The organism is Roseomonas sp. CECT 9278 (assembly GCF_918698155.1).
Lineage (GTDB): Bacteria > Pseudomonadota > Alphaproteobacteria > Acetobacterales > Acetobacteraceae > Neoroseomonas.
In genome coordinates this window covers 1-20,225 of the sequence record NZ_CAKKLX010000052.1, presented here as the reverse complement: position 1 = coordinate 20,225, position 20,225 = coordinate 1, and the positions used below count along the sequence as shown (strand labels likewise).

Below are 20,225 nucleotides of genomic sequence, written 5' to 3'. Positions count from 1 at the left end.
GCGCCCCAGGAACGACCCGGCGCAGGATATCAGGGTGCTGCACGCAAGGGCCGGCACGACACCATCGGATCGCGGCCCTGCCGCGATCCGCGAGCGCGAAGCGCGACCGCGCCCAGGCGACCCGCCGCGCCCCGTGCGAGAGTGCACGGCGCGCAAGCCAAGCGCACGAATGTGCGCGCCGGCGCCGGCGCAGGGCGTCATGGCGCAACATCCCAGGGCCGGCACGACAGCATCGGATCGCGCCCCTGCCGCGATCCGCGAGCGCGAAGCGCGACCGCGCCCAGGCGGCCCGTCGTGCCCCGTGCGACAGTGCACGGCGCGCAAGCCAAGCGCACGAATGTGCGCGCCGGCGCCGGCGCAGGGCGTCATGGCGCAACACTCCAGGGCCGGCACGACACCATCGGATCGCGGCCCTGCCGCGATCCGCGAGCGCGAAGCGCGACCGCGCCCAGGCGGCCCGCCGCGCCCCGTGCGACAGTGCACGGCGCGCAAGCCAAGCGCACGAATGTGCGCGCCGGCGCCTGAGGCAAAGCAAAAACCGTTCACGCGACCCGGTGCAGCAAGGGCTCGCCCGCGGCCAGGCGCCGCACATTCTCCGCGGCGATCGCGAAGGACCGGTCGAAGGTGCCGGTGGTCAGCCAGGCGACATGCGGCGTCACCACCACATTGGGCAGGCTGAACAGCGGGTCCGCCGGGTCCGGCGGTTCCTGCGCGAAGACATCCAGGCCCGCCGCGCCGATCTGGCCCGACTGCAGTGCCGCCACCAGCGCCGCCTGGTCCACCAGCCCGCCGCGCGCGGTGTTCACCAGCACCGCGCCGCGCTTCATCCGCGCGATGGCGCCGGCATCGATCAGCCCGCGCGTCTGCGGCGTCTCGGGGATGTGCAGGGAAACCACGTCGCTTTCCGCCAGCAGCCCGGCAAGCGTGCGGTAGCTGCCCTCGGCATCGGGCTTCGCCTCGCGCGCGGTATAGAGCAGCCGGCAGCCGAGCGCGGCCAGCACCGGCGCCAGCAGCGCGGGGATGGCGCCATAGCCGACCAGGCCCACCGTGCGCCCGCCCAGTTCGAACAGGCTGTCCTGCAGCGCCGGCGGCTGCGCCCAGCCCTGCCCGGCGCGCGTGGCGGCATCGAAATGGGCCACCCGGCGCAGCGCCCCCAGCATCAGCAGCAGCGTCAGTTCCGCCACCGCGCGGGCATTGGTGCCGGGCAGGTTGCACACGGCGATCCCCCGCGCGCGGGCGGCATCGAGGTCGATGGTGTTCACGCCGACGCCGATCTTCTGGATCAGGCGCAGCCGGGGGGCGGCGGCGATGTCGGCGGCGGTCAGCGGGCGCAGCACGTGCCAGATCGCCTCGGCCTGCGGCAGCGCGGCGGCAAGGGCGGTGTCGTCGGTGTCGGAGACGAGGCTGAGCTCGATGCCCGGCAGCGCGGCCAGGCGCTGCGCGAGGCCCGGCCCGGCGCGGTAGTGCAGCAGGACCTTCATGGCGTTTCGCCTTGACCCCGGCCATGGCGCCGCGATATAGGAATAATATCATCACCGCGCCTGCGCGTGGCCGGCCGACCGCCAGACCCGGCGGCCGGGTCGCCCGGCAGGAGCCTCCATCGGTGCGGCCCCGTGGCGCCCTTGGTTCCGCCGGAACAAGACGTGCGCCGTGGCGGTGCCGCGGTTGCGCGCGCGCCAAGCGCCATCCGATGGGCGGCACCCGTTGAGCAGGCATCATGTGTCGCCGCACGGCCGATCCGGGGCGCGGGCCCGGCGGGCTGGCCGATCGTGTAAAAGTCTAAAATCCTAAAATGACCGATCGCCGTCACCGGCCGGACCGCCCCAGCACCGCCCCGCCGGCGAAGCGCGCACGGGCGCCGAGGCCTTCCTCGATCCGCAGCGCCTCGTTCCACTTCGCCATGCGTTCGGACCGCGCGAAGGAGCCGACCTTCAATTGCCCGACCCCCCAGCCGAGCGCCAGGTGGACGATGGTGACATCCTCCGTCTCGCCGCTGCGTGCCGAGACGATGCCGGCATAGCCGACTTCCTTCGCCGCCTCCCAGGCGGCGCGGGTCTCGCTCAGCGTGCCGCGCTGGTTGGGCTTGATCAGCACGGTGTTCGCCGCGCCCTGGCGCGCCGCCTCGCGCACCCGCGCGGCATCGGTCACCAGGAAGTCGTCGCCCACCACCTGGATGCGGCCGCCCACCTCGCGCGTGAAGGCGGCGAAGCCGGCGGCGTCGTCCTCGGCCAGCGGGTCCTCGATGGAGGCGATCGGATAGGCGTCGATCCAGCCGAGCAGCATGCGGATCATGCCGTCGGTATCCAGTTCGCGCCCCTCCAGCCCCAGCCGGTAGCGCCCGGCCTTGCCGAAATCCGTCGCCGCGATGTCGAGCGCGATCGCCACCTGTTCGCCGGGCTTGAAGCCTGCCCGTTCGATCGCGGCGACCAGCGTCTCCAGCGCCTGTTCGTTGGCGGTGAAGGCGGGCCACCAGCCGCCCTCATCCGCCACGCCCTGCAGCAGGCCGCGATCCTTCATGATGCCGCCGGCGGCGCGATAGACCTCGGCGGTCCAGTCGAGCGCCTGCGCGAAGGATGTCGCGGCCGGGCAGATCACCAGGAAATCCTGGATATCGACGCGCCGCCCGGCATGGGCGCCGCCGCCCAGGATCTGGATCTGCGGCAGCGGCAACAAGGTCGCCGCGTCGCCGCCGAGGTACTTCCACAGCAGCATGCCGTTCGCGTGCGCCGCCGCGTGCGCGGCCGCCATCGACACCGCCAGCGTCGCATTCGCGCCGAGCCGCGACTTGTTCGGCGTGCCGTCCAGCGCGATCAGCGCGGCATCCAGCGCGCCCTGGTCGGCGGCATCCATGCCGGCCACACGCGGCGCGATCTCGGTGTTCACCGACCCCACCGCGCCGGTCACGTCATAGCCGCCGAAGGCGGTGCCGCCATCGCGGCGGTCCAGCGCCTCGCCGCTGCCGGTGCTGGCGCCGGCCGGCGCGATGGCCAGGCCGCGGGCACCGCCGGCAAGGCGGATCTCGGCCTCCACCGTCGGGCGGCCGCGGCTGTCCCATACGCGGCGGCCGCGCACGGAAGCGATGGTCGTGGAACTCATGCGCCGATCTCGTCTCCCCAGGCGGTCCGCACGCTGCGCAAGCGGTCCGGCGGCGCGAGCAGGAGGGCGCGCGCGACGCGGCGCACGCGGTTCCTGTCCGCTTCATCGGTCAGGTACTCGACCGGGCTCTTGCCGTCCACGCGGGCCAGGAACAGCCCGGGCAGCAGGCTGGCGGCGCGGGTCTCCAGCACCGCCGGCGCTTCCCATTCCACGCCCGCCAGGTAGGCGGTCGCCAGCGCCTCGAAGCAGCGCAGGAAGTCGCTCGCGCAGGCCGGCGTCCAGAGGCATTTCAGCAGCAGGTGGTTCAGGCAGAAGGCCAGGTCGAAGGCCGGGTCCCCCCACCAGGCGCATTCCGCGTCGATGAAGACCGGCCCGCGCGGGCCGACCAGGATGTTCTTCGGGCTGACATCGCCATGCACCAGCGTGAGCCTGGTCGCCGCCGTGCGCGCGACCAGCGCGGTCAGCGCGGGGGCGAGGTCCCGATGCACGCGCGCGGTCGCGACCAGGTAGGGTTCCAGCCGGATCGCGTGGAACAGCTGGTCGGTCGGGAAATCCGCCGAGAGCGCGGGCCGGCGCGCCGCATGGGCATGGATGCGCGCGATGCGCCGGCCGACCTCCGCGGCGAAGCCGGCATCGGCGTGGCCGTCATGCAGGCGCGCCTTCCAGACCGGGTGGTCCGCGGGCGGCAGCCATTGCATGGCCAGCGTGCCGGTCGCCTCGTTCTGGCCGAGCAGCGCGGGGACGGAACACGGCGCGGCCTCGGCGGCGCGGGCCAGCCAGCGCGCCTCGTAGCGGTTGCGGATGACCGGTGCGCGCCAATCCGCCGCCACCTTCAGCTTGGCGAGCGCGCGCTTGGTGCAGATCTCGCGGCCATCGGGCAGCACCACGCGCCAGATGTCGGAGGAGACGCCGCCGCTCAGCGGTTCGCCCTCGGCGACACCATCGGGGGCGAGCAGCCCCATGGCCCGCAGGCCTTCCGTCATGGGTGCTGGGATCTCCGCCAGGCGCGCAGACATCAAGCCCTCCCGGCCGGGCATCGGCGCGCGGGGGGGCGTGCAACGCCACGCCGCGCCGTCCCATGTGGCTTCCTTCTGCAAGGAGCGTAGCACGGCCAGGCGCCCGCCGGCATCGCCGGAGTTGCGCTGCGCGCGCCTCGGGCAACCGTGGCGGTGCCGGATCGTCCGTGCGCGGGAACGGGGCCGGGATCGCCCGTGCGATGCCGGGGCCGCGCGCGCCGCGCCCGGCCCGCCGCCGGCACCGCACGCCGGCCGGCGGTCGCCAAATGGCATGAGGCCCGCGCCAACCCTCATGCGCGCCCGCCAAACCCATGCTAGGAACCGCGACGACCAACCTGTGCGACGCCGACGGATCAATCATGGCCAAGGACGAGTGGGACATTCCCGAACACCTCCAGCCGGACCCCACCGAGTGGTCCTTCGACATCGAGGACGCGCTCGGCAAGGTGGTCGGGTTGCGCACGCAGGTGCCCGCCGATGCCTTCACCGCCCGGGTGCTGGGCACCGAGCGCGAGGGATCGGGCGTGGTGATCGGCGACGGCCTGGTGCTGACCGTGGGCTACCTGGTGACCGAGGCCGAGGGCATCTGGATCACCAATGCCGATGGCCGCGCGGTGCCCGGCCATACCCTGGCGGTGGACCAGGAGAACGGCTTCGGCCTGGTGCAGGCGCTGGGCAAGCTGGGCGTCACGCCGGTCGAGATGGGCGACAGCGAGGGCTTGCGCATCGGCGCCCCGGTCATGCTCGGCGCGGCTGGCGGGCGGGGCCATGCGGTCTCGGCCAAGCTGGTCGCGCGGCAGCCCTTCGCCGGCTACTGGGAATACCTGATCGAGGACGCGCTGTTCACCGCGCCGGCGCATCCCTCCTGGGGCGGGGCGGGGCTGTTCGGGCCGGATGGCAAGCTGATGGGCATCGGCTCGCTGATCCTCCAGCAGGGCGAGGAAGGGCGGCGGCTCGACCTCAACATGGTGATCCCGGTGCATCGGCTCAGCCCGGTGCTGAACGACCTGGTCACCTGCGGGCGCGTCAACCGCCCGGCGCGGCCCTGGCTCGGCCTCTATGCCACCGAGGATGAGGAAGGTGTCGCGATCGCCTCGCTGGCGCCGGGCGGGCCGGCGGAGAATTCCGGCGTGCGCAGCGGCGACCGCGTGCTGGCGGTCGATGGCGCGGTGGTGACCGACCTGGCGGAGCTGTGGCGCGCCGTGTGGTCCTGCGGCCATGCGGGATCGACGGTGAAGCTGAAGCTTGGCCGGGCGCGCGGGTCGCGCGACGTGGCGGTGGTCTCCGCCGATCGCATGTCCTTCCTCAAGCATCCGCGGATGCATTGATGGGCGGGATTGTTGTCGCGCCGTGGTGGCGCGCATGACGGTCGCGCCATGACGGCGCGCATGGTGGTCGTCCCGCCGGGGCAGGGCGAGCGGCACTGGCAGCCGCAGCCGGCCAATGGCTGGATCGAGCTGCTGACCTCGCCGCGCTTGCCCGGCGCGCCGGCGGGCTTTTCGGCGGGCCTTCAGGAACTGCCGCCGCTGGGCAAGATCCGCGAGCACGCGCACCCCGCGCAGACCGAGATCTTCTGGATCATCGAGGGGCAGTGCCTCGCGCGGCTGGATGGCCAGGTGCGGCGCATCGTGGCGGGCACCTTCATGGTGGCGCCGCCGCATGTGCGCCACGGCTTCATCAATGATGGCGGCGGCCCCTATCGGATGCTGTGGATGCTGGTGCCGGCGGGGCTCGAGGATTTCTTCGTGGCCATCGGCAAGCCGCGCCTGGCCGGCGCAGCGGATCCCACGCCCTATCCGCGCCCGGCGCAGACCGGCGCGATCGAACTCTCCACCGTGTTCGAGACGCTGGACCCGCCGCCCGAGGCGCCCTGGGACACCGCGCCGATCACCGACCCCGCCGTGCTGGAGGCGATCCGCCGCGTCGCGGTGTGAGGCGCCCGGTCGCCGGCGTGGCGCGCCGGATCGCCGTTCGGGCGCTCGGCGCGCAGGGCAGGCCGCCGGTCAAACGAGGGCGCTGTCTGCGCCACTTGCCGCGGCGGCCGTTTCGGGCCGAACATCGCGCCGGCAAGGCCAGCGGGCACGGACCCGCGCCACCAGCGGAGGAAGCGACATGACCAAGGGCATCACGCGCCGGACGGCGCTCGCGGCGGGTGGCGCGCTTGTCGCAGCGCCGCCGATCGTGCGGCAGGCGAACGCGCAATCCGCCTTCGACTGGAAGCGTTTCAGCGGCGAGCGCATCGAGGTCAGCCTGACGGCCAATCCGCGCAGCACCATCCTGATCCAGAACCAGCGCGAATTCGAGGACATGACCGGCATCCGCGTCGGCGCCGAGCAGATCCCCGAGCAGCAGCACCGCCAGAAATTCGCGATCGAATTCGCCTCCGGCCGGCCGTCCTTCGACGTGGTCGGCATCTCCCTGCATGTGAACAAGCGCCAGGTCGGACGGGCGCGCTGGTGCACCGACATCAAGGCGCTGATGGCCGATGCGTCGATCACCTCGCCCGATTTCGACTTCGCCGATTTCGGCGCCGGCGCGGTGGAATATTCCACCCAGTCGGACGGGCGGATGGACACCATCCCGGAGTTCACCGACTACTTCATCCTGTACTACAACAAGGAATTGCTCGCGGCGAAGAACATCGCCGTGCCGACCACCTTCGACGAGATGTACGAGAGCGCAAAGCGCCTGACCGAACCCTCGCGCCAGATCTACGGCAATGTCGGGCGCGGGCTGCGCAACGCCAACGTGGTGCTGTATTCGTCCTTCCTGCTGGGCACGCAGCAGCGCGATTTCCTTGATGCGCAACGCCGGCTGGTCAGCGATTCGCCCGACGCGATCTGGGCCGGCGAGTTCTACAAGAAGCTGCTGCGCGACTGCTCGCCGCCGGGCGTGTCCGGCTTCAACTGGAACGAATGCCAGACGACCTTCATGCAGGGGCGCGCGGCGTTCTGGCTGGATGGCGTGGGCTTCGCCGCGCCGCTCGAGGACCGCACGCGATCGCGCGTGGCGGGCAAGGTCGGCTATGCGGTGGTGCCGCGCGGGCCGGCGCATCACCACTGCGCCATGTTCGGCACCGGCTTCGGCATCGCCGAGCAGTCGCGCAAGAAGGGCGCCGCCTGGTACTACCTGCAATGGGCGTCGGGGAAGGCGAACCAGCTGCGCTACCTGACGTCCGGCGCCGGTTCGCCCGCCCGCACCTCGCCCTATCGGAACGAGGAAGCGATCGCCGGGTCGCGGTTCTCGCGCGAATTCTTCAACACGCTGATCGCCAGCGCGCGCATCAGCCGCCCCGGCCTGCCGGAGATCGTGCCCGTCACCGAATTCCGCGACGTGATCGGCGCGGCGCTGACCAGCACGATCGGCGGGGCGGACGTGGCGGGCGAGCTGCGCCGCGCGACCGAGGCCTTCCGCCCGGTCCTCGAAGCCTCCGAGCGCGCGTCCTGATGGATGGCACGGCGACCATCGCCAGCGCGGCGGCGGCGGGGGCAGCACCCCGCCGCCGGCGGCGCAACTATTCCCGGCGCTACTGGTGGTTCGTCGTGCCCTGCGGCGCGGTGGTGCTCGCCACCATCATCTTTCCCTGGGTCTTCACGCTGTACATGTCGGCGCATGACTTCAAGCTCGGCGGCGGGCGGGAGTATGTCGGCTTCGCCAACTACCTGAAGCTGGTGGATGACGAACGCTTCCTGCTGTCCATCCTGCGGACGCTGTATTTCACCGCGCTGTCGGTGGTGCTGCCGATGGTGCTGGGGCTGCTGGCGGCCTTGGCGTTCCACCGGAAATTCCCGATGCGCGGGCTGGCGCGCACCATCTTCATCCTGCCGATGATGGCGACCCCCGTGGCGGTCGCACTGGTCTGGACCATGATGTTCCACCCGCAGCTCGGCGTGCTGAACTGGCTGCTGCAACAGGTGGGCCTGCCGCCGTCGATGTGGGTCTATGCCCCCGACACCGTCATCCCCACGCTGGTGATGATCGAGGTCTGGCACTGGACGCCGCTGGTCATGCTGATCCTGCTCGGCGGGTTGGCATCGCTGCCGATCGATCCCTACGAGGCCGCCAAGATCGATGGCGCCACACCCTTCCAGGCCTTCTGGCACATCACGCTGCCATTGCTGGCGCCCTTCCTGGTGGTGGCGCTGATCATCCGCACGATCGATGCGCTGAAGGCCTTCGACACGATCTACGTCATCACCCAGGGCGGGCCGGGCACGGCCAGCGAGACCATCAACATCTTTCTCTATCTGCAGGCCTTCGCCTACTACAACCTGGGCTACGCGAGCGCCGTGGTGGTCGTGTTCTTCACCATCATCATCATGCTGGCGATGGTGTTGCTGTGGACCCGCGCGCGGGTGAAGGCGTGATGCGCAAGGCCAAGCGCATCATCGGCAATATCGGCTTCGGCTTCGGCGTGCTGATGCTGGTCAGCCCGGCGATCCTGGTGTTCCTGTGGATGCTGTCGCTGTCGCTGAAGAACGAGCTCGACAACACCGACTACCCGCCGGTGTTCATCCCGAACCCGCCGGTCTGGGACAATTTCGCCGCGGTGTTCGAACGCAACGACTTCCTGAAGTATGCGATCAATTCGGTGATCGTGTCGTTCAGTGCGACCGGGCTCGCGATCCTGCTGGGCGTGCCGGCGGGCTATGGCATCGCGAAGATGCGCGCGACCAAGGCGGCGGTGGTGATCCTGATCGCGCGGATCACGCCGGGCCTGTCGTACCTGATCCCGCTGTTCCTGCTGTTCCAGTGGGTCGGGCTGACGGGCACGGTGGTGCCGATCATCATCACCCACCTGGTCATCACCGTGCCGATCGTCGTGTGGATCATGATGGGCTTCTTCGAAGGCCTGCCGGCGGAGCTGGAAGAAGCCGCGCTGGTCGATGGCGCGACCATCTGGCAGGCCTTCCGCCACGTGGCGATGCCGCTGGCCAAGCCGGGCATCACGGTGGCGACGATCCTCGCCTTCATCTTCTCCTGGAACAACTTCATCTTCGCCATGGTGCTGGCGGGGCGCGAGAGCCGCACGCTGCCCGTCGCGGTGAACAACATGCTGACCTTCGAGCAGATCTCCTGGGGGCCGCTCTCGGCCGCGGCGCTGCTGGTGACCGCGCCGGTGCTGGTGCTCACGCTGCTGGCGCAGAAGCAGATCGTGGCGGGCCTCACGGCGGGGGGCGTGAAGGGCGGCTGAGTGCCGGTTGCGGTCGCCGCCCGCCGGCCTATGTCTGGCTGATCCTGGAGGCCACCATGGCGCCGCGCCGCATACCTGTCGCCATCCGCTTCATGCTGCTGCACGGGCTGGTCGGCTTCGGCCTGGCCGCGATGTTCGTGGGTGCGGTGCTGTGGGCGGATCCGGGCGGCGTCGGCCGCCTGATCCTGCGCGAGGGTGGCGCGCCCGTGGTTGCGCTGCTGTGGTTCTTCACCGGGCTGACCTTCGGGTCGGTGCAGATCGGCGCGGCGGTCATGCTGCTGGGCGGGCAGGACGACGCGCCGCGCGGCGGGCGGCGGCAGCGCCTGCCGCCCGCCCTGGTGCCGGTGCGCCTGGCGGCGCGGCGCTGATCAGGATGCGACCAGGCCCCACTTGCGCGCCAGCTCGTCGAAGAAGCCGCTCTCCTGGCGCAGCCTGACCCAGGTGTCGAGGAAGCGCAGGAATGCCGCGTCGTCGGCGCGCGCCATGAAGGCCATCGGCAGCGTGTTGCGCGGCTGGTCGCGCAGGATCGCCACCAGGTCGGGGTATTCGCGCGTCAGGAAGGCGGCCTCGATCGTGCTGGTGACCGAGGCATCGACGCGCCCGCCGAGCAGTTCCTGCCAGTCGCGCGCCGGGCTCTCGACGCGGCGCAGGGTTGCGTTCGGCAGCGCCTGCTGCACGAAGACCTCCATGGTGGTGCCGAGCGAGGTCGCGATGGTCACGTTGCGCTGGTTCAGCGCGTCCCAGCCGGCGAAGCGGTTGGCGTCGCGCCGGCGCACCAGCGGCACGAAGCCGGTGCGCCCCCAGGGGATGGTGAAGGCCGCCGCGGCGGCACGCGCGACCGAGATCGAGGTGCCGGCCATCACGATGTCGAACTGGTCGGCATTGACGGCATTGGTCAGGGTGCGCCAGTCGGTGGCGACGAATTCGATGCGCAGGTTCATGTCGCGCCCCAGCTGGTGGGCGCAGTCGATCTGGTGGCCGCGGTATTCGCGCGAGGCCGGGTCGCGGAAGGAAATCGGGTTGAAGTCGCCGGTGGTGCCGATGCGGATGCGCCCGGCGGATTGGATGGCGGCGAGCCGCCCGCCGCCCGGCGCCTGGGCCTGGGCGGGGATGGCGAGGGTGCCGGTGGCGAGCGCGGCGGCGGGAAGGGTGCGGCGGAACATGGCGTGGTCTCCGGGATGATGGCGCGCATGATGCCATGGCGGCGCGTGGCCGTCCTGCTGTCGCTGCCGGCGCTGGCCGGCTGCGGGGGCAATTGGGGTTGGCATGTGGTGAACCCGGCCGACCCGCGCGGCCAGGCGAACCTGGGCTTCATGCTGGACGGGCTGTGGGCCACGGTGTCGCTGTCGGTCGCGGCCATGGCGGTGTCGCTGGCGCTGGGGCTGGGCGTGGCCTTGGCGGGCTTCGCGCGCTGGCGGGCGCTGCGGGTGTTCAGCCGCGTCTGGGTCGAGTTGTTCCGCGCGGTGCCGATCCTGGTGATGATCCTGTGGGTGTTCTACGGGCTGCCGGTGGTGCTCGACATCCGCATCGGCATCTTCGCCGCCGCCATGCTGGCCATCGCCGTCTGCGATTCCGCCTTCGAGGCGGAGATCCTGCGCGCCGGGATCCAGTCGATCGAGCGCGGCCAGCACGAGGCCGCGCAGGCGCTGGGGCTGTCGGCGTGGCAACGCTATCGCTTCGTCGTGCTGCCGCAGGCGATCCGGCGCGTGCTGCCGCCGATCGGCAACCAGCTGGTCTATGTGGTGAAGATGTCGTCGCTGGCGTCGGTCATCGGCTACCAGGAACTCACGCGCCGCGCCAACGAACTGGTGGTGACGGTGTTCCGGCCGCTCGAGATCTACACCATCCTGGTGCTGGAATACCTGGCGCTGATCCTGCTGATCTCCTGGGCGGTGCGGCGGCTGGAGCGGCGGCTGGGGGCCGACCAGCGGCAGGGGATGCCGGGCTGACCGACCGCATGGGAACGCGCCGGACGGCCCATCGCGATGTCCGGCGCCGCGCCTGTCCGCCACCGCGCCACGCCACGGCAGGCGCCTGGAGGGGGCGCCGGGCGGGGGCGGCAGGCACCCGGTGCCGGCAGGCTCAGGCGGTCTGCCGGGGGTGAAGCGCCGCTTCCTCGATGCCCAGCGCCGAGGAGAAGCGGTTGAAGAATCCGGTCAGCGTGATGCGCAGCGTCAGCTCGACGATCTGCGCCTCGGTGAAGTGTTCGCGCAGCGCGCGGAACAGGCGTTCGGGGACGCGGTGGCTGGTCTCCCAGGCGGCGACCGAGAAGGCGATGACTGCGCGGTCGCATTCGGTCAGCGCGGGGTGGCCGGTGCCCTCGGGCAGGGCGGCCACCGCCTCGGGCGGGATGCCCTCGACCGCCAGGAAGGGCTGGTGGTGGGCGATGCAGTAGTCGCAGGCATTCAGCTTCGACACGACCACGATCGCCAGTTCCAGCGCCCGGCGCGGCAGCGTCGCGGCGGCGCGCAATTCCATCAGCATCGGCATCAGGTGGCGCAGCGCGGCGGGGACATGCGCGAAGACTTCCAGCTGTCCCTCGAAGGACCCGTAGGTCGTGGCGTAGCGGCGCCAGATCTCGGCGAGGTCGGGCGGCAGGGTCTCGGGGCGAAGGGGTGTGACGCGGGGCATGGGCGGGATGCTGCGGCGCGGCGGGCGTGGCGTCCAGCGCCTCGCTTTACGCGCGCGCCGCCACGGGGGTAGATGGCCGCCTTCAGACGGGAGACGGCCCATGCGGAACTCGGAAGACATCTGGCGCCTGGTCGATGCCAAGGCGCCCGACGCGATCGAACTCGCCGACCGCGTCTGGGGCATGCCGGAGCTGTGCTACGCCGAGGAACGCTCCTGCGCCGAGCACACCGCGCTGCTGGAACAGCACGGCTTCCGCGTGACGCGCAACGTCGCCGGCATCCCGACCGCCGTGATGGGCGAGGCGGGCGAGGGCGGCCCGGTCATCGCCATCCTGGGCGAATACGATGCGCTGCCTGGCCTTTCCAACGAGGCCGGAATCGCCGAGCACAAGCCGTTGCCGGGCGATGGCTCGGGCCATGGCTGCGGGCACAACCTGCTGGGCGCGGCCTCGCTGCTCGCGGCCTCCGCCGTGAAGGACTGGCTGGCCGAGAACGGCATCCGGGCGCGCGTGCGCTACTATGGCTGCCCCGCCGAGGAAGGCGGCGCCGCCAAGGGCTTCATGGTGCGCGAGGGCGCCTTCGCCGACGTGGACATGGCGATCTGCTGGCACCCGGCCGCCTTCACCGGCGTGAACGAGGCGGTGTCGCTGGCCAATACGCGCATCGACTTCAGCTTCACCGGGCGGTCATCGCACGCTGCCGCCGCGCCGGAGCTCGGGCGCTCGGCGCTCGACGCGGTCGAGCTGATGAATGTCGGCGTGAACTACATGCGCGAGCACATGCCCTCGGACGCGCGCATCCACTACGCGTATCTGGATGCCGGCGGGATCGCGCCGAACGTGGTGCAGGGCACGGCGAAGGTGCGCTACCTGATCCGGGCGCGCGACCTGGTCGGGCTGAACCAGCTGGTCGCGCGCGTGCGGAAAATCGCCGATGGCGCGGCGCTGATGACCGAGACGAGCGTGACGACGAAGGTCGTCTCCGCGGTGTCGAACCTGCTGGCCAATACGCCGCTCGAACAGGCGATGTACGACAACATGCAGCGCCTGGGCCCGCCGGAATTCGACGAGGCCGACCGCGCCTATGCCCGCCAGATCCAGGCCACGCTGTCGGATGACGACATCGCCGCCGCCTTCAAGCGCCACGGCCTGAAGGTCGAGCGCGACAAGGCGCTGTGCGACATCATCGTGCCGCTGGATGCGAAGGTCAGCGGCGGCGTCGGTTCGACCGATGTGGGCGACGTGTCCTGGGCGGTGCCGACGGTGCAGGCGCGCGGCGCGACCTATGCCATCGGCACGCCCGGCCATTCCTGGCAGCTGACGGCGCAGGGCAAGTCCGGCATCGCCCACAAGGGCCTGGTGCATGTGGCGAAGATCATGGCCGGCACGGCGGTGGACGCCATCACCAACCCCGAGCTGCTGGCCGCCGCCAAGGCCGACCACAAGGCGCGCACCGACGCGCACCCGTATGTCTGCCCGCTGCCGGCGGATGTGAACCCGCCGATCAAGATGTCGGCGTGATGCGCGTCGCCCTCGTTACCGCCGGCGGGTCCGGCATGGGCGCCGCGGCCGCGCGGCGCCTGGCGGAGGACGGCTTCGCGGTCGGCATCCTCTCCTCCTCCGGCAAGGGGGAGGCGCTGGCGGGGGAACTCGGCGGCCTCGGCGTGACCGGGTCGAACCAGTCGAATGACGACCTGAAGCGCCTGGTCGATGCGGCGATGGGCAAGTGGGGCCGGATCGACGTGCTGGTGAACAGCGCGGGGCACGGGCCGCGCGGGCCGGTGCTGGACCTCACGGACGAGGACTGGCACCGCGGGCTCGATGTCTACCTGATGAACGTGATCCGTCCCACGCGGCTGGTCGCCCCCATCATGGTCGCGCAGAAGGGCGGTGCGATCGTCAACATCTCGACCTTCGCGACCTTCGAACCCGATCCGGCGTTTCCGACCTCGGGCGTGTTCCGCGCGGGGCTGGCGGCCTACAGCAAGCTGTTCGCCGACAAATACGCCGCGGACAATGTGCGGATGAACAACGTGCTGCCCGGCTTCATCGACAGCCTGCCGGTGCGCGCCGAACGCCTGCCGTCCATCCCCATGGGCCGCTACGGCGCGGTCGCGGAGATCGCCGCGACCGTCGCCTTCCTCGCCTCGCCGGGCGCGGGCTACATCACGGGGCAGAACATCCGGGTCGATGGGGGCGTGACCCGGTCGGTCTGACCGGCCGCCGTCAGAACCGCACGATCAGGTCGACCCAGGCCTCCGGCAGGGCGGCCGTCGCCACGGCCTCGATCCGCTTGTCGAGGCCGGTCAGCACCAGCAGGCCGAAGCCCGCCAGCGCCACGCCCAGCACCGGGCGCGCCGTGCCCCCGGCGTTGCCGAGCCGCCGGCGCAGCGCCGGCACCGCGCCGCGCGCGGCATAGCCCAGCGCCAGCAGCGGCACCGCAGCCCCCAGCGCGAAGACCAGCATGGTGGCGGCCGCGCGCGGCGCCGTGCCGGCCTGCGCGGCCAGCCCGATCGCCGCGCCCAGCGCCGGCCCGGTGCAGGGCGCCCAGGCCAGGCCCAGCACGGCGCCGAGCGCGAATTGCCCGCCCACGCCGCGCGCCGTCATGCGCGCCGCGAAGGCCGTCACCGGTGCCAGCGCGTGCTCCGCTGCCGCCGAAAGCCGTGCGGCCACGCCCGCCAACAGCAGTGCCGCGCCGGCCGCCAGCATCAGCAGCGCAGCACCGATGCGCAGCACCTCGGCATCCAGGCCGAGCGCGAAGCCCGCCAGGCCGAGCAGCATGCCCGCCCCCGCGAAGCTCAGCGCCAACCCGCCGGCCAGCGCCAGCGGCCCCAGCCGGTGTTCCGACCCCGCCGCGGCGAGGACGATCGGCAGGATGGGCAGCACGCAGGGCGACAGGCTGGCGAGCACCCCCGCCAGCCCCGCCAGCAGCAACGAGACCATGAAGCCCGCGCTACGACAGCGCGCGCAGCAGCAGTTCGCGGATCGCGGCACCGTCGGTGATGCCGGTGGCGCGGCCGCGCTCCTCGCGCCCGCGCAGCGCGATCAGGGTGGACTGGGTGCGGACGTTCAGGCGGCGCAGCGCGTCCTTCTGGCTGTCGAAATCGACCGAGAACAGCACCGCCTGCGCCATGCGCGGGTCGGCCGCGACCGCATCGACATGCGGCTTCTGCGCGCGGCAGGTCGGGCACCACGGCGCGGTGACCTCGACCAGGATCGGCCGGCCGGCGGCCTGCGCGGCATCGAAGGCGGCGTCGGAGAAAGGCTCGCGCTGCGCCGCGGCGGCCGGGCGGGCAAGCATGAGGCCGGCGGCGGCGGCCAGCAGCGGAAGGGTGCGGCGATGCATCGGGCGAAGCTCCGTCAGGTGGTGGTCCCGCGCGGGTTCGCCGGCCGCCCCCGCGCGGTTACGCCGGCGGGCGGCGATGCGGCGCGTTGCATCCCCGGACAGGAACATATATGGAACATCGCCCATGCCCCGGTCCCTGCGCGAGCGCCTCGCCATCCTCTCCGATGCCGCCAAATACGACGCCTCCTGCGCGTCGAGCGGCACGACACGGCGCGATTCGTCGGGCACCGGCGGGCTCGGTTCGACCGAGGGGTCGGGCATCTGCCATGCCTATGCGCCGGATGGGCGGTGCATCTCGCTGCTGAAGATCCTGCTGACCAACTTCTGCATCTTCGACTGCGCGTATTGCATCAACCGGTCGTCGAGCAATGTCGAGCGCGCGCGCTTCACGCCCGACGAAGTGGTCTGGCTGACCATGGAATTCTACCGGCGCAACTACATCGAGGGGCTGTTCCTGTCGTCGGGCATCGTGCGGTCGTCGGACCACACCATGGAGCAGCTGGTGCGCGTGGCGCGCGAGCTTCGCACCACCCACGGGTTCCGCGGGTACATCCACCTCAAGACCATCCCCGACGCGGCGCCGGCGCTGATCGAGGAAGCCGGCCTGTATGCCGACCGCCTGTCCATCAACGTCGAGATGCCGACCGATGCGGGCCTCGCGACCCTCGCACCCGAGAAGCAGCCGGCCGGCATCCGTCGCGCCATGGCCGACATGCGCATCCGCATCGAGGATGCGAAGGAACCGACGCTGCGGACCAGGACCCGCAAGCGTTTCGCCCCGGCCGGGCAATCCACCCAGATGATCATCGGCGCCGATGCGTCGAACGACGCGACGGTGCTGGCCACCAGCGCGCGTCTGTATGGCGGCTATGGGCTGAAGCGCGTGTACTATTCGGCCTTCAGCCCGATCCCGGATGCCTCGGCGCAGCTGCCGCCCGTGAAGCCGCCGCTGCTGCGCGAACACCGGCTGTACCAGGCCGATTGGCTGTATCGCTTCTACGGCTTCTCGATCGCCGAGGTGACGGCGGCGCGGCCGGACGGGATGCTGGACCTGGAGATGGACCCGAAGCTGGCCTGGGCGCTGGCCAATCGCGGGGATTTCCCGGTCGATGTGAACCGCGCCGCGCGCGAATCGCTGCTGCGCGTGCCGGGCCTCGGCGTGAAGACCGTGGATGCCATCCTGGCGGCGCGGCGGCATCGGCGGCTGCGGCTGGACGATCTCGGGCGGCTGCGCGTGTCGCTGCGGAAGGTGCGGCCGTGGATCCAGGCGGAGGGCTGGACGCCGCTGCGCCTGGTGGACCGGTCGGACCTGGCCGCGCTGGTGGCGCCGCCGGCGCAGCAGCTGGCCCTGCTGTGATGCAGGCGGTCGCGCTGGAAGGGCGCGGCGACCTGGCCGAGTGGCGCGACGCGGCACGCGCGCTGGCGATGGCCGGCGTCGGGCCGCAGGAGGTCGACTGGCGGATGGCCGGCGCGGCATCGTTGTTCGACGCCGCCGCGCCGCTGCCGCCCGCCACCCGCCCCCCGCCGCGCGTGCCGCGCGCCTTCCTCGACCTGGCGGAATCGGTGGTCTGCCACGCCGATCCCGGCCGCTTCGCGCTGCTGTATCGCCTGCTGGTGCGCCTGCAGGACGACCCCGCTTTGCTGAGCATGCCGGCCGATGCCGATGTGGTGGCGGCGGCGCGGCTGGCGACATCGGTCCGCCGCGACTGCCACAAGATGACGGCCTTCGTGCGCTTCCGCGAAACGGCGGGCGAGGGCGGGCGCCGCCGCTTCCTGGCCTGGTTCGAACCCGACCATCACATCGTCGCGTTGAAGGCGCCGTTCTTCGCGCGCCGCTTCGCCGACATGGACTGGATGATCCTGACGCCGCGGGGCTCGGCCGCCTTCGAGGACGGCGTGCTGTCGGTCAGCCGCGACCCGGCGGCGAAGCCGGTGCTGGACGACCCCACGGATGCGCTGTGGCTGACCTACTACGCCGCCATCTTCAATCCGGCGCGGGTCAAGCCCGGTGCCATGCGCGCCGAGATGCCGAAGAAGTACTGGAAGAACCTGCCCGAGGCCGCGCTGATCCCGCAGCTGGTCGCGCAGGCGCCGGCGCGCGTCGCGGCCATGGCGGCGCAGGCCGCGCTGCCGCCGCCGGCGCATCACGCGCGCATCCAGGCGCGGCGACAGGCGAGCGCCCTTGCAGCACCGCCCGCGCCGGAGTCTCTGGCGGCCGTGCGCGAGGCCGCCCGCAACTGCACGCGCTGCGCGCTGCATTGCACCGCGACCCAGACGGTGTTCGGGGAGGGCCCCGACCGCGCCGCGCTGATGATCGTGGGCGAACAGCCGGGCGACCGCGAGGACCTGGCTGGCCGGCCTTTCGTCGGCGCTGCCGGCGCCGTGCTCGACCGCGCGCTGGCGACCGCCGGGATCGACCGGGCGCAGGCCTACCTGACCAATGCGGTGAAGCACTTCAAGCACGAGCCGCGCGGCAAGCGCCGGCTGCACGCCACGCCGAACGCGCATGAGGTCGCGCAGTGCCGCTGGTGGCTGCGGCAGGAGATCGCGCTGGTGCAGCCGCGCGTGGTCGTCGCGATGGGGGCCACGGCGGTCCTGGCGCTGACCGGCCAGGCGTCGCGCCTGGCCGACATCCGCGGCCGGCTGTCGCCCTTCGATCCCGGCCGCGCGCTGCTGGTGACGACCCACCCGGCCCATCTGCTGCGCCTGCCCGATGCGCGCCGCGCCGCCGCGCAGACGGCGCGGTTCGAGGCCGAGCTGGCGCAGGCGCAGCGCGCGGCTCAGGTCTTGCCGGCGTAGGACTTCGCCATCCCTTCGCCCGGATCGGCCTGCGGGCCATAGGGCATGATCGGGTAGCGCAGGCCGGCCTTGGACAGGCCGAGCAGCCCTTCGACCGCCACCGCCAGATCCCGCGGCGGCAGCGCCATCAGCATCTCGTCATCCGCGACGCCGCCGTAGCGGCGTTCGGCATAGCAGGGGATCGACAGCGACGGCGCGTTGTCGCGCAGCGCCTTTCCCCAGGAATCGGCGCAGGCGCTCTCGCCGGTGATGGAGAAGTCGAAGCGCTTGTACGACTTCCACTGCAGCCCGTTGATGAACAGGATCATCTGCGCGGGGTTCGCGTAGAACAGGCAGATGTCGGGCGGATCGAGCCGCGCGCTGCGCAGCGGCGCCACCACCAGGCCGGCGTAGCGTGCCGGCACGCGCGGCATCTGCGCCTGGTGCAGGGCGGCGGCCTCGCGGTTCTCGAACCACACCCCTTCGAACTTGCGGCCCGAGAGATACAGCTCGGACGGTTCGTTGAGCCCGATCACGCCGCCGCAATTGGAAAAGCCGGGCACGTTGTCGTGCGTGATGCCCATGGTGAAGCCGGCGATGCGCGCCTGCGTGACCAGCTGGCAGGTGGAGAACTTGCGGCCCTCGGCCGGGCGGCGCAGGCCGGGGACCTTCGCCATCTCCTCCGCGCTTTCGAACAGCTTCATGCCGAAGGGCAGGGTGCGCAGGCGCAGCAGCTCGGTCAGCTGGCGCGCGAGCTCGGCGGTCTGCTTCGCATCGGGCGGCGCGGCATCGGCGATGGTGGGGGCGTCGTTCATGGGGTTTCCTCCTGGCGTGGCGCGATGATGCGCCGTCGCGCAGGGAGGGCAAGAATGCAGTAAGCCGCCGACCCCGTAGTAAGGGGGTCGACGGCTTCAGCGGCGCCAGCTGTTTGGGGTCAGGCTGCTGGCGCGGCCTCCCGTGCTGCGGCCATGGCCGCGAAGGGGCATCCCTGGCCGCGGCGGGCGCGGCGGATCTCGGCGGCGTAGTGGCCGGGCTGGTGGTCCTCGACGGTGGCGGGTGCCACCACGCTGGACCGGAAGGCATCCCATTCCGCATCACCCCATTGGGTGAAGGCGTCGGTGGTGGTCGAGGCATTCATCACCGCATCGGCATAGGCGAATTGCGGGATGGGCTGCACCTGCAGGATGGGGCGCAGCTGGTTGATCTGCACCGGCGTGTCGGTGCGCGTCAGGCGGATATTGGTGAACAGCGGGCCGAACCACTTGTCGAATTCGACCACGCCTTCGAACTGTTCGTAGTGCGGCGAGCGCGGCAGGTTGGCGGGCGTGCGGCTCAGCAGGGACCAGCCGGGCGCGGTGCGCACGAACAGCCCGGTCCACATCTGGACCACGCCGGGTTCGGGCAGGCCGGTCAGGAAGGGTGGGGAGAAGCCGCGGATATCCTCGGGCACTTCCTCGTCGAAGCGGGCGCGGAAATGCGGGTACTGCACGGCGCCGAGGCCGAGCGGCATCCATTCATGCTCCAGCTCCTCGCAGGTCCAGAGCACCTCGTGCCCGTCCCACATCAGCGCGAGGTCGAGCGGCGCGGTGATGTGCCAGCCGAAGCCGGCGGCGGTGGTGACCGCATCGCAATACCGGAAGGCGCGCGTCGGCAGGCCGCCCAGGCCCGAACGATCGGCGCGCTCGGGCGCCGGGATGCCGGGGATCAGGCGGTGGAAGGCGACGATCGGCGTCTTGTCCGGGGCCATGGTGCGGGTCCTTGGGCGTGCGGCCAGGCAGACAGGGGCGGGGGCTCCCGCGCGGGGAGCCCCCAGCTCCGGGGATCAGGCGCGGCGGATGCCGGCGCCGGTGCGCACGGTGCCCTTGTCGGCGACGGAGGCCGGGACGCGGATGCCGGCGCCGGTGCGCACGGTGCCCTTGTCGGCGACGGAGGCCGGGACGCGGATGCCGGCGCCGGTGCGCACGGTGCCCTTGTCGGCGACGGAAGCCGGGACGCGGATGCCGGCGCCGGTGCGCACGGTGCCCTTGTCGGCGACGGAGGCCGGGACGCGGATGCCGGCGCCGGTGCGCACGGTGCCCTTGTCGGCGACGGAAGCCGGGACGCGGATGCCGGCGCCGGTGCGCACGGTGCCCTTGTCGGCGACGGAGGCCGGGACGCGGATGCCGG

General features: G+C 71.8%; 21 protein-coding genes. 11 read left to right on the top strand and 10 right to left on the bottom strand.

What is annotated here, in order from left to right; translation table 11 throughout:
- Positions 1 to 542 precede the first annotated feature (542 nt).
- The 3 genes from LQ222_RS22605 to LQ222_RS22595 form a co-directional block, all read right to left on the bottom strand.
- Complete coding sequence (locus tag LQ222_RS22605; RefSeq protein ID WP_230169119.1) at positions 543 to 1,481, bottom strand: 2-hydroxyacid dehydrogenase; 939 nt, start codon at positions 1,479 to 1,481, stop codon at positions 543 to 545.
- Between the two features lie 325 nt (positions 1,482 to 1,806).
- On the bottom strand, positions 1,807 to 3,096 hold the full coding sequence (eno, locus tag LQ222_RS22600) for a phosphopyruvate hydratase (RefSeq protein ID WP_230169118.1): 1,290 nt from the start codon (positions 3,094 to 3,096) through the stop codon (positions 1,807 to 1,809).
- Positions 3,093 to 4,112, bottom strand: a complete 1,020-nt coding sequence (locus tag LQ222_RS22595) for a phosphotransferase family protein (protein ID WP_230169117.1) — start codon at positions 4,110 to 4,112, stop codon at positions 3,093 to 3,095. The genes eno and LQ222_RS22595 overlap by 4 nt, the downstream gene beginning before the upstream one ends.
- Before the next feature lie 359 nt (positions 4,113 to 4,471).
- Here LQ222_RS22595 and LQ222_RS22590 point away from each other — a divergent pair, with 359 nt between their 5' ends.
- From LQ222_RS22590 to LQ222_RS22565, 6 genes are all read left to right on the top strand, one after another.
- Positions 4,472 to 5,440 carry a S1C family serine protease gene (locus LQ222_RS22590; RefSeq protein WP_230169116.1) on the top strand — a complete coding sequence of 323 codons (969 nt, stop codon included), beginning with the start codon at positions 4,472 to 4,474 and terminating at the stop codon, positions 5,438 to 5,440.
- Positions 5,441 to 5,488: 48 nt separating this feature from the next.
- The gene (locus tag LQ222_RS22585; RefSeq protein ID WP_230169114.1) at positions 5,489 to 6,046 is read left to right on the top strand and encodes a cupin domain-containing protein; all 558 of its coding nucleotides are present in this window, start codon (positions 5,489 to 5,491) and stop codon (positions 6,044 to 6,046) included.
- 178 nt (positions 6,047 to 6,224) lie between these two features.
- On the top strand, positions 6,225 to 7,559 hold the full coding sequence (locus LQ222_RS22580; RefSeq protein WP_230169113.1) for an extracellular solute-binding protein: 1,335 nt from the start codon (positions 6,225 to 6,227) through the stop codon (positions 7,557 to 7,559).
- Entirely contained in the window at positions 7,559 to 8,479 is a 921-nt protein-coding gene (locus LQ222_RS22575; RefSeq protein WP_230169112.1) for a carbohydrate ABC transporter permease, read from the top strand. Before LQ222_RS22580 ends, LQ222_RS22575 begins: the two co-directional genes overlap by 1 nt.
- Entirely contained in the window at positions 8,479 to 9,306 is an 828-nt protein-coding gene (locus LQ222_RS22570) for a carbohydrate ABC transporter permease (protein ID WP_230169111.1), read from the top strand. The genes LQ222_RS22575 and LQ222_RS22570 overlap by 1 nt, the downstream gene beginning before the upstream one ends.
- 56 nt (positions 9,307 to 9,362) lie before the next feature.
- The gene (locus LQ222_RS22565) at positions 9,363 to 9,674 is read left to right on the top strand and encodes a hypothetical protein (RefSeq protein ID WP_230169110.1); all 312 of its coding nucleotides are present in this window, start codon (positions 9,363 to 9,365) and stop codon (positions 9,672 to 9,674) included.
- On the opposite strand, the gene LQ222_RS22560 is transcribed toward LQ222_RS22565, so the two are convergent.
- Positions 9,675 to 10,469 (bottom strand): transporter substrate-binding domain-containing protein, encoded by a 795-nt coding sequence (locus tag LQ222_RS22560; protein WP_230169109.1) that lies wholly within the window; start codon positions 10,467 to 10,469, stop codon positions 9,675 to 9,677. It abuts the gene before it with no gap.
- 27 nt (positions 10,470 to 10,496) lie between these two features.
- Here LQ222_RS22560 and LQ222_RS22555 point away from each other — a divergent pair, with 27 nt between their 5' ends.
- Positions 10,497 to 11,255, top strand: coding sequence for an amino acid ABC transporter permease (locus tag LQ222_RS22555; protein WP_230169108.1), 759 nt, complete (start codon positions 10,497 to 10,499; stop codon positions 11,253 to 11,255).
- Positions 11,256 to 11,388: 133 nt separating this feature from the next.
- On the opposite strand, the gene LQ222_RS22550 is transcribed toward LQ222_RS22555, so the two are convergent.
- A complete protein-coding gene (locus LQ222_RS22550) occupies positions 11,389 to 11,937 on the bottom strand; it encodes a carboxymuconolactone decarboxylase family protein (RefSeq protein WP_230169107.1) in 549 nt (182 codons plus the stop codon).
- Between the two features lie 100 nt (positions 11,938 to 12,037).
- Here LQ222_RS22550 and LQ222_RS22545 point away from each other — a divergent pair, with 100 nt between their 5' ends.
- Together LQ222_RS22545 and LQ222_RS22540 are read left to right on the top strand one after the other, a co-directional pair.
- Positions 12,038 to 13,456 (top strand): M20 family metallopeptidase, encoded by a 1,419-nt coding sequence (locus tag LQ222_RS22545; protein ID WP_230169106.1) that lies wholly within the window; start codon positions 12,038 to 12,040, stop codon positions 13,454 to 13,456.
- A complete protein-coding gene (locus LQ222_RS22540; protein WP_230169105.1) occupies positions 13,456 to 14,151 on the top strand; it encodes an SDR family oxidoreductase in 696 nt (231 codons plus the stop codon). The genes LQ222_RS22545 and LQ222_RS22540 overlap by 1 nt, the downstream gene beginning before the upstream one ends.
- A gap of 10 nt (positions 14,152 to 14,161) precedes the next feature.
- Here LQ222_RS22540 and LQ222_RS22535 read toward each other — a convergent pair whose 3' ends face one another.
- Both LQ222_RS22535 and LQ222_RS22530 read right to left on the bottom strand, forming a co-directional pair.
- On the bottom strand, positions 14,162 to 14,878 hold the full coding sequence (locus LQ222_RS22535; protein WP_230169104.1) for a cytochrome c biogenesis CcdA family protein: 717 nt from the start codon (positions 14,876 to 14,878) through the stop codon (positions 14,162 to 14,164).
- 10 nt (positions 14,879 to 14,888) lie between these two features.
- Positions 14,889 to 15,281 (bottom strand): thioredoxin family protein, encoded by a 393-nt coding sequence (locus LQ222_RS22530; protein WP_230169103.1) that lies wholly within the window; start codon positions 15,279 to 15,281, stop codon positions 14,889 to 14,891.
- 124 nt (positions 15,282 to 15,405) lie between these two features.
- On the opposite strand from LQ222_RS22530, the gene LQ222_RS22525 reads away from it, so the two are divergent.
- Positions 15,406 to 16,638, top strand: coding sequence for a putative DNA modification/repair radical SAM protein (locus tag LQ222_RS22525; protein WP_230169102.1), 1,233 nt, complete (start codon positions 15,406 to 15,408; stop codon positions 16,636 to 16,638).
- On the top strand, positions 16,638 to 18,080 hold the full coding sequence (locus LQ222_RS22520) for a UdgX family uracil-DNA binding protein (RefSeq protein ID WP_230169140.1): 1,443 nt from the start codon (positions 16,638 to 16,640) through the stop codon (positions 18,078 to 18,080). Before LQ222_RS22525 ends, LQ222_RS22520 begins: the two co-directional genes overlap by 1 nt.
- Here LQ222_RS22520 and LQ222_RS22515 read toward each other — a convergent pair.
- The 3 genes from LQ222_RS22515 to LQ222_RS22505 form a co-directional block, all read right to left on the bottom strand.
- Entirely contained in the window at positions 18,062 to 18,874 is an 813-nt protein-coding gene (locus tag LQ222_RS22515) for a DUF169 domain-containing protein (protein ID WP_230169101.1), read from the bottom strand. The two genes, LQ222_RS22520 and LQ222_RS22515, sit on opposite strands and share 19 nt — an antisense overlap.
- Before the next feature lie 119 nt (positions 18,875 to 18,993).
- Complete coding sequence (locus tag LQ222_RS22510; RefSeq protein WP_230169100.1) at positions 18,994 to 19,806, bottom strand: DUF6065 family protein; 813 nt, start codon at positions 19,804 to 19,806, stop codon at positions 18,994 to 18,996.
- Between the two features lie 75 nt (positions 19,807 to 19,881).
- Positions 19,882 to 20,225, bottom strand: a 344-nt coding sequence (locus tag LQ222_RS22505; RefSeq protein ID WP_230169097.1) for a hypothetical protein, incomplete at its 5' end; no start/stop codon positions are given.

Coding starts and splice junctions, on each gene's coding strand:
- LQ222_RS22575 (WP_230169112.1), top strand. CDS start 7,559: ATGGATGGCACGGCGACCATCGCCAGCGCGGCGGCGGCGGGGGCAGCA.
- LQ222_RS22585 (WP_230169114.1), top strand. CDS start 5,489: ATGACGGCGCGCATGGTGGTCGTCCCGCCGGGGCAGGGCGAGCGGCAC.
- LQ222_RS22540 (WP_230169105.1), top strand. CDS start 13,456: ATGCGCGTCGCCCTCGTTACCGCCGGCGGGTCCGGCATGGGCGCCGCG.
- LQ222_RS22535 (WP_230169104.1), bottom strand. CDS start 14,878: ATGGTCTCGTTGCTGCTGGCGGGGCTGGCGGGGGTGCTCGCCAGCCTG.
- LQ222_RS22570 (WP_230169111.1), top strand. CDS start 8,479: ATGCGCAAGGCCAAGCGCATCATCGGCAATATCGGCTTCGGCTTCGGC.
- eno (WP_230169118.1), bottom strand. CDS start 3,096: ATGAGTTCCACGACCATCGCTTCCGTGCGCGGCCGCCGCGTATGGGAC.
- LQ222_RS22530 (WP_230169103.1), bottom strand. CDS start 15,281: ATGCATCGCCGCACCCTTCCGCTGCTGGCCGCCGCCGCCGGCCTCATG.
- LQ222_RS22580 (WP_230169113.1), top strand. CDS start 6,225: ATGACCAAGGGCATCACGCGCCGGACGGCGCTCGCGGCGGGTGGCGCG.
- LQ222_RS22555 (WP_230169108.1), top strand. CDS start 10,497: ATGATGCCATGGCGGCGCGTGGCCGTCCTGCTGTCGCTGCCGGCGCTG.
- LQ222_RS22515 (WP_230169101.1), bottom strand. CDS start 18,874: ATGAACGACGCCCCCACCATCGCCGATGCCGCGCCGCCCGATGCGAAG.
- LQ222_RS22590 (WP_230169116.1), top strand. CDS start 4,472: ATGGCCAAGGACGAGTGGGACATTCCCGAACACCTCCAGCCGGACCCC.
- LQ222_RS22560 (WP_230169109.1), bottom strand. CDS start 10,469: ATGTTCCGCCGCACCCTTCCCGCCGCCGCGCTCGCCACCGGCACCCTC.
- LQ222_RS22565 (WP_230169110.1), top strand. CDS start 9,363: ATGGCGCCGCGCCGCATACCTGTCGCCATCCGCTTCATGCTGCTGCAC.
- LQ222_RS22525 (WP_230169102.1), top strand. CDS start 15,406: ATGCCCCGGTCCCTGCGCGAGCGCCTCGCCATCCTCTCCGATGCCGCC.
- LQ222_RS22595 (WP_230169117.1), bottom strand. CDS start 4,112: ATGTCTGCGCGCCTGGCGGAGATCCCAGCACCCATGACGGAAGGCCTG.
- LQ222_RS22605 (WP_230169119.1), bottom strand. CDS start 1,481: ATGAAGGTCCTGCTGCACTACCGCGCCGGGCCGGGCCTCGCGCAGCGC.
- LQ222_RS22550 (WP_230169107.1), bottom strand. CDS start 11,937: ATGCCCCGCGTCACACCCCTTCGCCCCGAGACCCTGCCGCCCGACCTC.
- LQ222_RS22520 (WP_230169140.1), top strand. CDS start 16,638: ATGCAGGCGGTCGCGCTGGAAGGGCGCGGCGACCTGGCCGAGTGGCGC.
- LQ222_RS22510 (WP_230169100.1), bottom strand. CDS start 19,806: ATGGCCCCGGACAAGACGCCGATCGTCGCCTTCCACCGCCTGATCCCC.
- LQ222_RS22545 (WP_230169106.1), top strand. CDS start 12,038: ATGCGGAACTCGGAAGACATCTGGCGCCTGGTCGATGCCAAGGCGCCC.